14 protein-coding genes, 1 tRNA gene and 1 pseudogene are annotated in these 15236 nt (G+C 65.8%); 9 read left to right on the forward strand and 7 right to left on the reverse strand.

The annotated features are described in order from the left end of the window. Positions 1-101, reverse strand: a pseudogene (locus G3N92_RS34900) (deaminase); the annotation flags it as partial. A gap of 13 nt (positions 102-114) precedes the next feature. Further along, positions 115-1017 carry a cytochrome c biogenesis protein CcsA gene (gene ccsA, locus G3N92_RS09830; protein ID WP_206127270.1) on the reverse strand — a complete coding sequence of 301 codons (903 nt, stop codon included), beginning with the start codon at positions 1015-1017 and terminating at the stop codon, positions 115-117. Between the two features lie 87 nt (positions 1018-1104). Between ccsA and ffh the strand changes: the two genes are divergently transcribed. Together ffh and G3N92_RS09840 are read left to right on the forward strand one after the other, a co-directional pair. After that, positions 1105-2472, forward strand: a complete 1368-nt coding sequence (gene ffh, locus G3N92_RS09835) for a signal recognition particle protein (protein WP_206127271.1) — start codon at positions 1105-1107, stop codon at positions 2470-2472. Between the two features lie 126 nt (positions 2473-2598). Beyond that, positions 2599-3150: a hypoxanthine-guanine phosphoribosyltransferase gene (locus G3N92_RS09840; protein WP_206127272.1), complete on the forward strand. Its 552-nt coding sequence runs from the start codon at positions 2599-2601 to the stop codon at positions 3148-3150. Between the two features lie 120 nt (positions 3151-3270). Here G3N92_RS09840 and G3N92_RS09845 read toward each other — a convergent pair whose 3' ends face one another. After that, positions 3271-5007 carry a proline--tRNA ligase gene (locus G3N92_RS09845; protein WP_206127273.1) on the reverse strand — a complete coding sequence of 579 codons (1737 nt, stop codon included), beginning with the start codon at positions 5005-5007 and terminating at the stop codon, positions 3271-3273. Positions 5008-5236: 229 nt separating this feature from the next. Here G3N92_RS09845 and G3N92_RS09850 point away from each other — a divergent pair, with 229 nt between their 5' ends. After that, entirely contained in the window at positions 5237-5875 is a 639-nt protein-coding gene (locus G3N92_RS09850; protein ID WP_206127274.1) for an RNA pyrophosphohydrolase, read from the forward strand. 77 nt (positions 5876-5952) lie between these two features. Continuing rightward, the gene (locus G3N92_RS09855; RefSeq protein WP_206127275.1) at positions 5953-6522 is read left to right on the forward strand and encodes a CNP1-like family protein; all 570 of its coding nucleotides are present in this window, start codon (positions 5953-5955) and stop codon (positions 6520-6522) included. 107 nt (positions 6523-6629) lie between these two features. On the opposite strand, the gene proB is transcribed toward G3N92_RS09855, so the two are convergent. The 4 genes from proB to rplU all read right to left on the reverse strand — a co-directional run bounded on the left by proB (position 6630) and on the right by rplU (position 9748). Next, positions 6630-7748, reverse strand: a complete 1119-nt coding sequence (gene proB / locus G3N92_RS09860; protein ID WP_206127276.1) for a glutamate 5-kinase — start codon at positions 7746-7748, stop codon at positions 6630-6632. A gap of 100 nt (positions 7749-7848) precedes the next feature. Further along, positions 7849-8973 carry an Obg family GTPase CgtA gene (cgtA, locus tag G3N92_RS09865; RefSeq protein WP_206127277.1) on the reverse strand — a complete coding sequence of 375 codons (1125 nt, stop codon included), beginning with the start codon at positions 8971-8973 and terminating at the stop codon, positions 7849-7851. A gap of 175 nt (positions 8974-9148) precedes the next feature. Beyond that, positions 9149-9412 carry a 50S ribosomal protein L27 gene (rpmA, locus tag G3N92_RS09870; RefSeq protein WP_206127278.1) on the reverse strand — a complete coding sequence of 88 codons (264 nt, stop codon included), beginning with the start codon at positions 9410-9412 and terminating at the stop codon, positions 9149-9151. A gap of 24 nt (positions 9413-9436) precedes the next feature. Further along, a complete protein-coding gene (gene rplU / locus G3N92_RS09875; protein WP_004194344.1) occupies positions 9437-9748 on the reverse strand; it encodes a 50S ribosomal protein L21 in 312 nt (103 codons plus the stop codon). Positions 9749-10083: 335 nt separating this feature from the next. On the opposite strand from rplU, the gene G3N92_RS09880 reads away from it, so the two are divergent. From G3N92_RS09880 to G3N92_RS09900, 5 genes are all read left to right on the forward strand, one after another. Continuing rightward, positions 10084-11076, forward strand: a complete 993-nt coding sequence (locus tag G3N92_RS09880) for a polyprenyl synthetase family protein (RefSeq protein WP_206127279.1) — start codon at positions 10084-10086, stop codon at positions 11074-11076. A gap of 30 nt (positions 11077-11106) precedes the next feature. Next, positions 11107-11183 (forward strand) — tRNA-Pro (locus G3N92_RS09885). A gap of 173 nt (positions 11184-11356) precedes the next feature. Then, positions 11357-12652: an HlyC/CorC family transporter gene (locus G3N92_RS09890; RefSeq protein ID WP_206127280.1), complete on the forward strand. Its 1296-nt coding sequence runs from the start codon at positions 11357-11359 to the stop codon at positions 12650-12652. A gap of 134 nt (positions 12653-12786) precedes the next feature. Next, positions 12787-14013 (forward strand): ATPase, T2SS/T4P/T4SS family, encoded by a 1227-nt coding sequence (locus G3N92_RS09895; RefSeq protein ID WP_206127281.1) that lies wholly within the window; start codon positions 12787-12789, stop codon positions 14011-14013. Beyond that, positions 14010-15221, forward strand: a complete 1212-nt coding sequence (locus G3N92_RS09900; RefSeq protein ID WP_206127282.1) for a type II secretion system F family protein — start codon at positions 14010-14012, stop codon at positions 15219-15221. The genes G3N92_RS09895 and G3N92_RS09900 overlap by 4 nt, the downstream gene beginning before the upstream one ends. Positions 15222-15236 lie beyond the last annotated feature (15 nt).

Raw genomic sequence — 15236 nt, forward strand, 5'->3', positions numbered from 1 at the left:
TCCGCGCCGCCGCGCGCGGTGCGCTCCTGCGCCTGGCGCAGCTTGCGCGCCACCCAGGAGCCGGCGAAGAACAGGAGGATCAGCAGGAGAAGGTTACGCATCGCATTCAGACCATCAGACCACGGAACGGTGCAGCAGCACCTCGAGCACGAAGCGGCTGCCGACATAGGCAAGCAGCAGCGCGCCGAACGAGGCGAGCACCCAGCGGGCGGCGCCGCGCCCGCGCCAGCCCGACAGGCGGCGCGCGACGAGGATACCGCCGAACATGAACCACGAGAGGATCGCGAACACCGTCTTGTGATCGAAGCGCAGCGCCCGCGCATCCACCTGCTCGCTGAACAGGATGCCGGAGGCGAGCGTGAGCGTCAGCAGCACGAAGCCGGCGGCGATCAGGCGGAACAGCAGTTTTTCGAGCGTCAGCAGCGGCGGCAGCGTTTCGAGCCAGCCCGCCAGGAAACTGGCCGATTCGATTCGCGCGCCCTGCCGCAACGCCTGCAGGCGGTGCTCGACCATCAGCATCAACACCGCGTGCAGTGCGGCGATCGCGAACAATCCGTACGCGATGTTGGCAATCAGGAAGTGCATCTTGAACAATGGCGCCGCCGCGTACGGCAACACGCGCACGCCGCCGAACGCGAGCGGCAGCAGCGAGGCCGCGCAGGCCAACGGCAGCACCAGCAGGCGCAGGCTGTCGAGCCGGAAGAAGAAGCTCTCGATCCAGTAGATGCCGGCGCCGAGCCAGAACATGGCCGACAACGCGAACGCGAAGCCGAACACCATCGAATCGTGCGGGAAGATGGTGGCGTGCAGCAGCACGCCGTGGGCGAGCAGCGCGGCGAACAGCAGCGCGCGGCCGGTGCCGCTCACCCCGGACGCGGCGGACGCGCGCGGATCCCGCGGCACGGGCGGCACGCTCGCGACGAGCGGCTGCGCAAGGCCGGAACGGTGCGCCCGCCATCCTGCGACGGCGAGGCCGCCGTACAGGAGCGCGGTGAGGGCATACAGTACAATATCCATGTTCGAAGTTTACACTAGGCCCCTTGCCTGCGACGGCTGTCAATATAGCCGACGCCAGCCTTCAGGCCCCACTGTCCATCGCTCCCCATGCTCGACAATCTCACCCAACGGATGGCGCGCGTCGTCAAGACGCTGCGCGGCGAAGCCCGTCTCACCGAAGCGAACACGCAGGAGATGCTGCGCGAAGTCCGGCTCGCGCTGCTCGAGGCCGACGTCTCGCTGCCGGTCGTCCGCGAATTCATCGCCAAGGTCAAGGAAAAGGCGCTCGGCGAGGAAGTGATCAGCAGCCTGTCGCCGGGCCAGGCGCTCGTCGGCGTGGTGCAGAAGGAACTGACCGCCGTGATCGGCGGCGATTACGAAGGCAAGGCCGCCGAGCTGAACCTCGCCGTCACGCCGCCCGCGATCATCCTGATGGCCGGCCTGCAGGGCGCGGGTAAAACCACCACGGTCGGCAAGCTCGCCAAGCTGCTGCGCGACAAGCAGAAGAAGAAAGTGCTGACGGTGTCGTGCGACGTCTACCGCCCCGCCGCGATCGCCCAGTTGAAAACGGTGAGCGAGCAGGTCGGCGCGGAATTCTTCCCGTCCACGCCGGATCAGAAGCCCGTCGAGATCGCGCGCGCCGCGGTCGACTGGGCCAAGCGCCATTACTGCGACGTGCTGATCGTCGACACGGCCGGCCGCCTCGGTATCGACGAGGCGATGATGAAGGAAATCGCCGAGCTGCACGCGGCGCTCGATCCGGCCGAAACGCTGTTCGTGGTCGACGCGATGCTGGGCCAGGATGCCGTCAACACCGCCAAGGCGTTCAACGACGCGCTGCCGCTCACGGGCGTGGTGCTGACCAAGCTCGACGGCGATTCGCGCGGCGGCGCGGCGCTGTCGGTGCGACACATCACCGGCAAGCCGATCAAGTTCGTCGGCGTGGCCGAGAAGCTCGACGGCCTCGAAGTGTTCCATCCGGATCGCATGGCGAACCGGATCCTCGGCATGGGCGACATTCTCGCGCTGGTCGAGGAAGCGCAGCGCGGCGTGGACATGCAGGCGGCCGAAAAGCTCGCCAACAAGGTCAAGAAGGGCGGCGATTTCGATCTCGACGATTTCCGCGCGCAAATCTCCCAGATGAAGAACATGGGCGGCCTCTCGTCGCTGATGGACAAGCTCCCGGCGCAGTTCCAGCAAGCCGCGGCCGGCGCCAACATGGGCATGGCCGAAAAGCAGATCCGCCGCATGGAAGGCATCATCAACTCGATGACGCCGGCCGAGCGCGCCAAGCCCGAACTGATCAAGGCCACCCGCAAGCGCCGCATCGCGGCCGGCGCGGGCGTGCCGGTACAGGAAGTCAACCGCATGCTGAATCAGTACGACCAGATGCGCACGATGATGAAGAAGCTGAAGGGCGGCAACATGCAGAAGATGATGCGCGGCCTGAAGGGCATGATGCCGGGCCTGCGTTAAGCCGCGGCGCCGCATGGAATTTTGCCGCGCCCCACGCGGCGCGATGCGCGGTATATCCTACTCACGCATCGTCCGCCGGCTCGTTCGCGGGCCGTTTCCGATTGATCCGATCGCACGTCAGAACCCATGAACCGCGAAGAAGCCCTCCAGATATTCCAGCACTCCGAACAGATCGTCTCCGCCGAGGAGGTCAACGCCTCGATCGTGCGGATGGCCACCGCGATCCGCGACGAAATCGGCGACGCGTTCCCGCTCGTGCTGTCGGTGATGGGCGGCGCGGCCGTGTTCACCGGCATGCTGCTGCCGCACCTCGATTTCCCGCTCGAATTCGATTACATCCACCTGACGCGCTACCGGAACACCACGCAGGGCAGCCCGGAAATGCACTGGCGCGTGGCGCCGCGCGAATCGGTGAAGGATCGCATCGTGATCGTGCTCGACGACATCCTCGACGAAGGCGAGACGATGGCCGCGATCCGCGACCGGATTCTCGACATGGGCGCGAAGCGCTTCCTGTCCGCCGTGCTGTGCGAAAAGACGCTCGCCAAGGACAAGCCGCTGCATCCGGATTTCTGCGGTTTTTCGGTGCCGGATCGTTACGTGTTCGGCTGCGGCATGGATGCCAAGGGCTACTGGCGCAACCTGCCGACGATCCGCGCGCTGACCGCCGAAGTCTGACGCCACACGCGCGGCGTCTCCGTACCAAACAAAACGGCTCGCGCCACCAAAGCGCGAGCCGTTTTTCATTGGCGCCTGCCGGGAACGGCGCACCGAGGCGCCCTTCCCGCCGGCCCGCGCTCAGCGCGCGAGCGCTTCGCGCACCTTCTCGATCACCGTCAGCGCCGCGCCCTGCACCGGCAGCAGCGTCGCCTCGGCATCGCGGCGGCCCTGATACTCGATCTTGCCGTCCTTCAGGCCGCGATCGCCGATCACGAGGCGGTGCGGCACGCCGATCAGTTCCCAATCGGCGAACATCACGCCCGGACGCTCGCCGCGATCGTCGAGGATCGCGTCGATGCCGGCCGCGAGCAGATCCGCGTACAGCGTATCGGCCGCTTCGCGCACCGCTTCGCTGCGGTCGTAGCCCATCGGGCACAGCACGACTTCGAACGGGGCGATCGATTCGGGCCAGATGATGCCCTTGTCGTCGAAGTTCTGTTCGATCGCGGCGCCGAGGATCCGCGTGACGCCGATCCCGTAGCAGCCCATTTCCATCGGCTGCGGCTTGCCGTTTTCATCGAGGAACGTCGAGCCGAGCGCCTTCGAGTACTTGGTGCCGAGTTGGAACACGTGGCCGACTTCGATGCCGCGGCAGATGTCGAGCACGCCCTTGCCGTCCGGCGACGCGTCGCCCTTCTTGACGTTGCGCAGGTCGGCGACGACCGGCTCGGGCAGGTCGCGGCCCCAGTTCACGCCGGCGATGTGGTAATCCACTTCGTTGGCGCCCACCACGAAATCGCTCATGTTCGCGACGGTGCGATCGGCGATCACCTTGACCGGCTTCTTCGTGCCGATCGGGCCGAGGTAGCCCGGCGGCGTGCCGAACCATTCGACGATTTCGGCTTCGGTCGCCATGCGGTAGCCCGCGAGGCCCGGCTGCTTCGACGCCTTGATCTCGTTCAGTTCGTGATCGCCGCGCAGCATCAGCAACCAGATGGTCGGCTCGGCGCCTTCGTTCTCGGTGGCGACGATGATCGACTTGATGGTGCGTTCGAGCGGGATGTTCAGCAGCTCGGCCACCGCCTCGCACTTCGCCTTGCCCGGCGTGGCGACCTTGGCGAGCGCTTCGGCCGGCGCGGCGCGGCTGGCGATCAGCGGCAGCGCTTCGGCCGCCTCGACGTTCGCCGCGAAATCGGAGGTCGGGCAGTAGGCGATCGCATCTTCGCCGGTGTCGGCGATCACGTGGAATTCATGCGAGCCGCTGCCGCCGATCGAGCCGTTGTCGGCCGCGACCGCGCGGAATTCGAGGCCGATGCGCGTGAACACGCGCACGTAGGCCTCGTACATCTTGCGGTACGACTCCTTGAGGCCGGCCTGATCCTTGTCGAACGAATAGGCGTCCTTCATGATGAATTCGCGGCCGCGCATCACGCCGAAGCGCGGGCGGATCTCGTCGCGAAACTTGGTCTGGATCTGGTAGAAATTCACCGGCATCTGACGATAGCTCTTGATCTGCGCGCGCGCGATGTCGGTGATGACTTCCTCGTGCGTCGGCCCGATCACGAAGTCGTTGTCCTTGCGATCCTTGAAGCGCAGCAGCTCGGGGCCGTACTGCACCCAGCGGCCCGATTCCTGCCAGAGCTCGGCCGGCTGCACGGCCGGCATCAGCAGTTCGATCGCGCCTGCCCGGTTCATCTCCTCGCGCACGATCGCCTCGACCTTGCGAATCGAGCGCAGGCCGACCGGCAGATAGTTGTAGATACCGCCGGCGACGCGGCGAATCATGCCGGCGCGCACCATCAGTTTATGGCTGACGATCTCGGCGTCGGCGGGAGCTTCCTTCAGGGTGCCGATAAAGAAACGGGAGGCTTTCATGCGGACAGTTCCAGAAACGACGGCCCAACGGGGGCCGCCAGAAAAGGCGAAAAGGGGTGGATGACTACGCGCGACGGGTCGCAACGAGGCGATCGCGGCGCAAATGACGTAGCAGACGAATCGGGGACAGTGTAGCTGACGCACCTTGCCGAGATTCGGTTCATGCGGTGCGCGGCGCCCGTTATCTGTTTATAATCAAAGCAATTTTAAAGGATTCGAAGGTGGTTGTATGCTGGATCGTGAAGGCTTTCGCCCGAACGTCGGCATCATCCTCTTGAACGCGCGCAATGAGGTGTTTTGGGGCAAACGGCTTCGTGAGCATTCCTGGCAATTCCCGCAAGGGGGCATCAAGTATGGTGAGACCCCGATGCAGGCCATGTTCAGGGAATTGCACGAGGAGACGGGCCTGCTTCCGGAGCACGTCAAGATCATCGGCCGCACACGCGACTGGTTGCGTTACGAGGTGCCTGACAAGTTCATCAAGCGCGAAGTCCGCGGGCATTATCGCGGACAAAAGCAGATCTGGTTTCTGCTGCGGATGGTCGGACGCGATTGCGACATTTGCTTGCGCGCAACCGACCACCCGGAGTTCGATGCCTGGCGCTGGAACGAGTACTGGGTGCCGCTTGACGCAGTGATCGAGTTCAAGCGGGATGTCTATCAGTTGGCGTTGACGGAATTGTCGCGTTTCCTGCGCCGGCCGGCGCAGCGGCTCGACGGCAACAAAACGCGCGCCGCGGTGCGGCCCACGCGTTATCCGCGCATGATCGGCGTTCAGCCGATCGACGCATCGCAGGTCTGTTCCGAAGTCGAACCGGGCGCTAGCGTGCTCGATGAGCCTCCGGTTCGTTTCCTGCTGCGCGACTGATCCCGCCGACCGGGAATACCATGAAGCATGTACGGGCGCGGCAGCGGTTGCCGCGCCCTTTTTTCGAGGTGTGCAATTTGAAATCGTTCGCTCTCGCCGCGGCATCGCTGGCTGCGGTCGCCGTGCTGGCCGGCTGTGCTCACTCCAAAACGCAAAGCCAGCCGTCCAACAAGGACGACAGCACGTTCGTCTATCTGCTCGACCGTCATCCGACCTGGCAGGAAAATAAGGTCGACACGCTCCCGCCGCTGCCGCAAGCCTCGAACCTGATTCCGTTCGAAGTCTCGCAGAACACGCCGCTGCAGTTCTCCGTCGACGACAAATCGCTGACCGTCGGCACCGACGGCATCGTCCGCTACACGTCGGTCATCACGAGCCCGGCCGGCGCGCGCAACGTGACCTACGAAGCGATCCGCTGCGACACCTACGAATGGCGCCAGTACGCGGCACTGAACGCCGACCACAACGGCTGGGACCGCACCGTCGAAACCGACTGGACGCGCATCGAGAACGGCAACCTGAACGCCTATCGCGCCGCGCTCTATCAGGACTACTTCTGCTCGAACAAGATGCCGGCCACGACGACCAAGGGCATCCTCGAGAACCTGCACGCGCATCGCACGATCCTGAGCCAGCAGGTTCGCTGAGCGCCAACCCCGGATGGCGCGCCCGCGCCATCGCCGGGAAGCCGAAAAAACACAAGCCCGCAGCAGCGGGCTTTTGTTTTTGATCGGGCCGGCGAACCCGGCATGTTTCAGATCAGCACGAGGTTGTCGCGATGGATCAGTTCCGGCTCGAGCATGTAGCCGAGCACGGTTTCGATCTCGCTGCTCGGCTTGCGCTGAATCAGCTTGGTTTCCGCGCTGCTGTAGTTGGTCAGCCCGCGTGCGATCTCGCGGCCGGCGTCGTTGACGCAGGCGATCACCTCGCCGCGCGCGAACACGCCCTGCACATTGACGATGCCGATCGGCAGCAGGCTCTTGCCGCCGGCCGTCAGTTTCTCGACCGCGCCCGCGTCGATGACGACGTGGCCGCGCACCTGCAGATGATCGGCCATCCATTGCTTGCGCGCCGCCATGCGCGCGGTGCGCGCGATCAACTGCGTGCCGATCGCTTCGCCCGCCGCGAGCCGCACCAGCACGTCGGTTTCGCGGCCGCTTGCGATCACGGTGTTCGCGCCGCTGTGCGCGGCACGCTTCGCCGCCAGGATCTTGGTCAACATGCCGCCGCGTCCCAGGCTCGACCCCGCGCCGCCGGCCATCGCCTCGAGATTGGGCGCGCCGGCATCGGCTTCCTGCACCAGCGTGGCATTTGGATCCTTGCGCGGATCGGCCGTGAACAGGCCCGATTGATCGGTGAGGATCACCAATGCGTCGCCTTCGATCAGGTTCGCGACGAGCGCGCCGAGCGTATCGTTGTCGCCGAACTTGATTTCGTCGGTGACGACCGTGTCGTTCTCGTTGATGATCGGCACCACACCCAGACGCAGCAGCGTGAGCAGCGTCGAGCGCGCATTCAGATAGCGCTCGCGATCCGCCAGATCGGCGTGGGTCAGCAGAATTTGCGCGGTACGGATGCCATGTTCGCCAAAACGGCTTTCGTAGACCTGCGCCAGCCCCATCTGGCCAACCGCGGCAGCGGCCTGCAATTCGTCGATTTCACGCGGACGCTTGCTCCAGCCGAGCCGCTGCATGCCCTCGGCGATCGCGCCGGAGCTGACCAGCACGACCTCCTTGCCGATCTCGCGCAATGCCGCGATCTGCGCGGCCCAGCGGCCGATCGCGGCATGATCGAGCCCGCGACCGTCGTTGGTGACGAGACTGGAACCCACCTTCACAACCAATCGCTTCGAATCGGCGATGATCGAACGCATCGTGCGCGGCTCCTGTAGTGAAGCGCAATTCAATCGGAGCGCGACGGCCGGAGCAGCCCGCCGCGCATCGGCTGGCGGCCTGAGCCGCCCCTTCCATCGATTACTCGCCGGCCTGCTCGGCATCCGGCTCCGCCGACGCAGGCTTGCCGCCCGGCGCTTCGCGGAACCGCACATCGGCGGCCAGATCCTCGGCTTCGGCCGCGCGATGGGCATCCGAGTGCGCCGACACGTAGTCGTACACCGCGTAGATCAGGTTTTCGCAACCCTGCCCCGTCAGCGCGGAGATCTCGAACACCGGGCCTTCCCAGCCGAAACGGCTGATGAAATCGGCGACGCGCTCGGCGCGCTCGTCTTCCGGCACCATGTCGAGTTTGTTCAACACGAGCCAGCGCTGCTTTTCGTAGAGCGATTCGTCGTACTTGCGCAACTCGCCGACGATCGCCTTCGCCTCGGCCACCGGATCGACGTTTTCGTCGAACGGTGCGAGATCGACCAGATGCAGCAACACGCCGGTGCGCTGCAGGTGGCGCAGGAACTGGTGACCCAGGCCCGCGCCTTCGGCGGCGCCTTCGATCAGCCCCGGGATGTCGGCGATCACGAAGCTCTTGCTCGGACCGACGCGCACCACGCCGAGATTCGGCGCGAGCGTGGTGAACGGGTAGTCGGCGATCTTCGGCTTGGCGTTCGACACCGACGCAATGAACGTGGACTTGCCCGCATTCGGCATGCCGAGCAGGCCGACGTCGGCCAGCACCTTCAATTCGAGCTTCACCATGCGGCGCTCGCCGGGCTTGCCGTCCGTCTTCTGACGCGGCGCACGGTTCGTGCTCGACTTGAAGTGCAGGTTGCCGAGGCCGCCGGCGCCGCCTTCCGCGACCTGAACCTTTTGCTCGTGCTCGGTCAGGTCGGCGATCAGTTCGCCGGTATCCATGTCGGTGATGATGGTGCCGACCGGCATACGCAGCGTGATGTCGTCGCCGCCCTTGCCGTAGCAATCCGAGCCGCGGCCGTTTTCGCCGTTGCGCGCCAGGTGTTTTTTCGAGAATCGATAGTCGATCAGCGTGTTGATGTTGCGGTCGGCCACCGCATACACGCTGCCGCCGCGGCCGCCGTCGCCGCCGTCCGGCCCGCCGAACGGAACGAACTTCTCGCGGCGCATCGACGCGCTGCCGTCACCTCCGTCCCCGGCGATGACTTCGATTCGCGCTTCGTCAATGAACTTCATCCGTTGCTCCGCCCAGAATTTGAACCAATATTGTGCCGCGAGCCGCCGCGCTTGACCAATCGGCCATTCGGCCAGGTCGGGCCGACCCGGCCGGACGCGCGGCGTCGCGCAAATGAAAAAGGCCCCGCGTTTTCAGCGGGGCCTTTGTGGCGATGAAGCCCGAACCGGCGAAAACTTACGCAGCAGCCGGGTCGACGATCACCAGATGCTTGCGATCCGCACCCTTCGTCGCGAAGCGAACGTGGCCGTCGACCAGCGCGAACAGCGTGTGGTCCTTGCCGATACCGACGTTTTCACCCGGGTGCATGCGCGTGCCGCGCTGACGAACGATGATGCCGCCGGCATTGATGGCCTGACCGCCGTAAACCTTCACGCCGAGGCGCTTCGATTCGGAGTCGCGGCCGTTGCGGGAGGAACCCCCTGCCTTTTTGTGTGCCATTTGATAGCTCCTTTACCGTAGCGCTTACGCGTTGATCGCGTCGATGCGCAGTTCGGTGTAGTTCTGGCGGTGGCCGCCGTGCTTTTGGTAGTGCTTCCGGCGACGCATCTTGAAGATGGTGACCTTGGCATGACGACCGTGCGACACAACGGTAGCCTTGACGGAAGCCCCACTGACCAGCGGCGTACCGAACTGAATCGATTCGCCTTCGCCCACTGCGAGAACCTGGTCGAGCGTGATTTCTGCGTCAATGTCTGCCGGTATCTGTTCTACTTTCAGTTTTTCGCCGACAGCAACCTTATACTGCTTGCCACCGGTTTTTATGACCGCGTACATTGCAAACCTCACTCTAGATCTGTTTCCCCACGCACCGCGCGTGGAAAACGCGTGATTATACAGAGAGTTAGGAGATAGGTCAAAGCCAATCGCAACCTTCCGCGCATGCCGGCCAACGCGCGGCGCGCCCGGCGATATGGCCCTTGCGAAGCCCTTGCCCCGCGCGGCATCGGGCGCCAGCCGCGCAAAACGGCGGGCGGAATTCGCACCGGATCGCCCCGCCGCCGCGCGTCAGGACGCGACCTACGCGACGCAAACCCGGCCGTCCGGCAGGCTACGGCCCGGCGATGCCCGGAATCGCCTTATAATCCGGCGCACTACCCAATTCCATGATCATGTCGTCCACTGCCTCCCCTTCCTTGAGCGCCGCCCAATTGCTGGCTCCGATCACCGACGATATGGAGCAGGTCAACCGCGTCATCCGGCAGAGCCTGTCGTCCGACGTGCTGTTGATCAACCAGATCGCCGAATACATCATCGGCGCGGGCGGCAAGCGGCTGCGTCCGGCGTTGCTGCTGCTCGTCGCGGGTGCGCTGGGCGACAGCTCCAGCCATCGCCACACGCTGGCCGCGGTCGTCGAGTTCATCCACACGGCCACGCTGCTGCACGACGACGTCGTCGACGAATCGGAGTTGCGGCGCGGCCGAAAGACGGCCAACGCACTGTTCGGCAATGCCGCGAGCGTGCTGGTCGGCGACTATCTCTATTCCCGCTCGTTCGAGATGATGGTCGGCGTGGGCAAGATGCGCGTGATGGAAATCCTGTCGGAAGCCACCACGATCATCTCGGAAGGCGAAGTGCTGCAGTTGCTGAACATGCACGACGCCGATGTGGACGAATCGCGCTACATGCAGGTGATCCGCTATAAAACGGCGAAGCTGTTCGAGGCGTCCGCACGTCTGGGCGCCGTGCTGGCCGGCGCCGACGCAACGGTCGAAGCCGCTGCCGCCGAATACGGCCGCCGCATCGGCACCGCGTTCCAGATCATGGACGACTGGCTCGACTACGCCGGCACGGCCGAATCGATGGGCAAGAATGCCGGCGACGATCTGCGCGAAGGCAAGCCGACGCTGCCGCTGATCCATCTGCTCGAACATGGCACGCCCGAACAGCAGACGCTCGCACGCGAGGCCATCGAACAAGGCGGCACCGATCGGTTCGACACGATCTTCGACGCGATCACGCGTTCGGGCGCCCTCGATCACACGCTCGAGTGTGCTCGCCAGGAAGCTCAAGCAGCCGCCGACGCAATTTTTTCATTTCCCTCTTCCATTTTCAAAAACTCGCTGCTAGAATTATGTTCTTACTCGACGACACGGAAGTCTTGAACGAGACTGAAGTAGCAGAAGAGTCCAATTCGGGGTGTAGCTTAGCCTGGTAGAGCGCTACGTTCGGGACGTAGAGGCCGGAGGTTCGAATCCTCTCACCCCGACCAGAATTTTGAAAAAACCGCGTATTCGTACGCGGTTTTTTTTTGCCCGTTTTTGTCTGTTTCGTCGTCCTTCCCCGCCAAGCACCGCCACGGGCCACGCTGCGGCCGTGTCACGATCGCCGGGCGGCCCTCTGCTATAGTCACCTCATCCCTGACCCTCACCGTTCCCGATCCGCGTGGACCACATTCCCTTATGGGCGCAAATCTGCGCCGTCTTTGTCCTGCTTCTCTGCTCCAGCTTCTTCTCGATTTCTGAAACGGCCATGATGGCGCTCAACCGCCACCGGCTGAAGCTGCTTGCCAACCAGAACGCGCTCGGCGCGAAAACCACGCAACGGCTGCTGACGCGCACCGATCAGTTGCTGAGCGTGATTCTGATCGGCAACAACCTGTTCAACACGATCATTCCGGTTCTGACCACCTCGATCGCGCTGCGCACGTTCGGTCACGACAACCTGGTGCTGTCGATCGCGACCGGCATCGTGGCGTTCCTGATCATCGTGTTCGCGGAAATCACGCCGAAGATCGTCGGCGCGACCTACCCCGAACGCATCGCCCTGCCGGCCAGCCTGCTGATCGCGCCGCTGATGCGCGTGATGAAGCCGGTGATCTGGTTCGTCAACCGGCTCGCGAACGGCACGCTCGGCCTCCTGCGCATCAACACCAAGGGCGGCCGCGACCAGCGCTTTTCGATCGAGGAACTGCGCTCGATCGTGCTCGAATCGGGCAGCTTCATGCCCACCAAGCACCGCAGCATCCTGCTGAACCTGTTCGACCTGGAAAACATCACCGTCGACGACGTGATGATTCCGCGCCGCCAGATCGAATCGCTGAACTTCGACGCCCCGCTCGACGACATCCTCCATCAGATCGAAACCTGCTATCACAACCGCCTGATCGTCTATCAGGGCGACATCGATCAGGTGCTCGGCGTGCTGCACGTGCGCAAGACGCTGGCGGCACTGCGCAATCAGGAGCTCGACCGCGACACGCTGCGCCGGCTGCTGGCCGAACCGTATTACGTGCCGTCGGGCACGCCTGTATTCCAGCAACTGCAGTATTTCCAGGAGAGCCGCCAGCGCACCGCACTGGTGGTCAACGAATACGGCGAGCTCGAAGGCCTCATGACGCCCGAGGACATCATCGAAGAGCTGATCGGCGAATTCACCACCTCGACGCCGAACGGCAGCGGCTCGCGCGGCGGCTGGAACGCGAGCGGCGAATGCATCGTGTCGGGCGGCATCCCGCTGCGCGAACTGAACCGCTGGCTGCATCTGAGCCTGCCGACCCGGGGGCCGAAGACGCTGAACGGGCTGATCCTCGAAATCCTCGAGGAAATTCCCGAAGGCGACGTATGCATGAAGATCGGCGACGTGATGCTCGAAGTCATGCGCAGCGACGACCAGGCGGTGCGCACCGTCAAACTGTTCAAGCCGCGCACCGCGCGCGCAGCCCGCGGGCTGCTGCGCTGAACTCCGACATGCCCCGATCCTAGCGAAGCCGAAACGCCGGCGCCATTGGCCGTTCGGCCGACTACCGGTACGCCGCCGCCCGCGCGATGATCGTTTCGTCGCGATTCCCGAGGCGGCCGCGAGGCCGGTTTCCGATGTCCACGCCCCATTCCCCCGACACCGCGCGGCTCGCGCCGCCGGTGTCTGCCGGCGACGCGCCCGTCGTCGCCCTCGTCAACGAAATACTGCAAGCAGCCGCCGCGCGCGACGCCTCCGATATCCATATCGAGCCAGCCGAGCGTGGCTGGCGCGTGCGCCTGCGGATCGACGGCGCGCTGCATGCGCTCGCGGCGCCGCCTGCCCACCTGCGCGACGGCGTCGTCACGCGGCTGAAGGTGCTGGCGCGGATGGACATCGCCGAGCGCCGCGTGCCGCAAGACGGACGGCTGCGCCTGACGCTCGCGCCAGGACAAACCGGCGACTACCGCGTCAGTTCGCTGCCGACCCTCCATGGCGAAAAACTCGTGCTGCGTCGGCTCGACACGCTGCCGGCCGATCTGTCGCTGCCGGCACTGGGCTTCGATCCGCAGCAGGCTGCCGAACTCGATGCGGCGATCGCCGCCCCGCATGGGCTCGCGCTCGTCACCGGCCCCACCGGCAGCGGCAAGACAGTCACGCTCTATTGCTGCCTGCAACGGCTCAACCTCGCCTCGCGCAACCTCTGCACCATCGAGGATCCGGCCGAACTGCAGCTCGACGGCCTCAACCAGGTCAGCGTCCGCGACAAGGCCGGGCTGAACTTCGCCGTCGCATTGCGCGCATTCCTGCGACAGGATCCCGACGTCATCATGGTCGGCGAGATCCGCGACGCGGAAACCGCCGATGTCGCGCTGAAGGCCGCGCAAACCGGGCACCTGGTGCTGTCGACACTGCACACCAACGATGCGCCGGGCGCGATCGCCCGCCTGCTCGATATCGGCGTCGCGCCGTATCACATCGCGGCGGCGCTGCGCGTGGTCACGGCCCAGCGGCTCGTGCGGCGGCTCTGCGGCGCATGCCGCCAGCCTTCGCGCGCAACCCGCGCCGCGCTAGCCAGCGCGGGCCTCGATCCGGCGCGGCTCGACAACGGCTGGCGGCCCTTCGACGCCATCGGCTGCGACGCCTGCCACGGCATCGGTTATCGCGGCCGGATCGGCATCCATCAGGTGATGCGCATCTCCGACGCGCTGCGCGAGGCGATCGTGGCGCGCAGCGGCGCCAATGCGCTCGCCCGGCAGGCGCGGGCCGACGGCATGCGAACCTTGCGCGAAGCCGCGCTGGCCCGCGTGTACGACGGCACCACCAGCCGCGACGAGGCGCTGGCCGCCACGGACGCCGGATGAGCACGCCGCCGGTGGACGAACGGCGATTCCGCTGGGCCGGTCTCACGCGCGACGGTGCGCGCCGCCATGGCACGCTGATCGCCGTCGACAGCGCCGCGGCACGCCGGCAATTGCATCGCAGCGGCTTCACCGTGCTCGATCTCGCCGATCGCGGCGCGGCCCGCGCACCGGCTGCGCGGGCACGCGACATCACACGCCTGACACGCCAACTCGGCGGCTTGCTGCGCGCGGGCTTGCCGCTCGCGCCCGCACTCGACCTGCTCGCCGAACCCGGCGGCCGGCGCGACATCGCACGCATCGCGGCCGGGTTGGCCCGTGCGATCGTCGCCGGCAGCGATCTGTCGGAAGCCATGCGCCGCTATCCGCGCCAGTTCGACCCGATGTTCCGGCAACTGATTGCGGTCGGCGAAGCGTCGGGCCAGCTCGCCGCCTTGCTCATGCGCCTCGCCGACGATCGCGAGCACGCCGCCACCGTTCGCGCACGGGTGCATTCGGCGCTGGCCTACCCGGCCGCCGTGCTCGCCTTCGCTCTGGCGATTACGGCAGCGTTGCTCGTCTGGGTCGTGCCGACCTTCGCGCAGGTTTTCGAGGGGTTCGGTGCGGCGCTGCCTGCGCCCACCCGCTTCGTGCTCACACTGTCCGATGGCGCAGCCCGCTACGGGCCACCGGCCACGCTTGCCGGCGCGGCGGCTGTCGCCGCGGTCGGCATGCTGTTGCGCCGTTCGCCCGCTGCGCAGCTTGCCGCCGGCCGCGCCGCATTGCGCCTGCCGCTGGCCGGCGCCTTGCTGCGCACGCTTGCGGCAGCGCGCTGGAGCCGCACGCTCGGCACGCTGCTGCACGCGGGCACGCCGCTGGCCGACGCGTTCGATTCGCTCGCGCACGCCACCGGCAACCCCGTGTTCGACCGCGCCACGCCGGCGATCGCCACGCGGCTGCTCCGCGGCGAACGGCTCGCGGCGGCGATGCGCGCGGCCAACTGCTTCCCGGCCGACGTGGTCGAGCCGATCGCCGTGGCCGAGGAATCGGGCACGCTCGACGCCATGCTGGCCGATATCGCCGCGCTCTGCGAACGGCAGGTCGACGAGCGAATCGGCACGCTGACCAGCCTCTGCGAGCCGCTCGTGGTGATCGTGCTCGGCGGGCTGGTCGGTGCACTCGTGGTGGCCATGTATCTGCCGATCATCCAGCTCGGCAACGTGGTGGTGTAGCATCGCTCCCGATCC

This window comes from Burkholderia sp. Ac-20379 (assembly GCF_017104645.1).
Classification (GTDB): Bacteria; Pseudomonadota; Gammaproteobacteria; order Burkholderiales; family Burkholderiaceae; genus Burkholderia.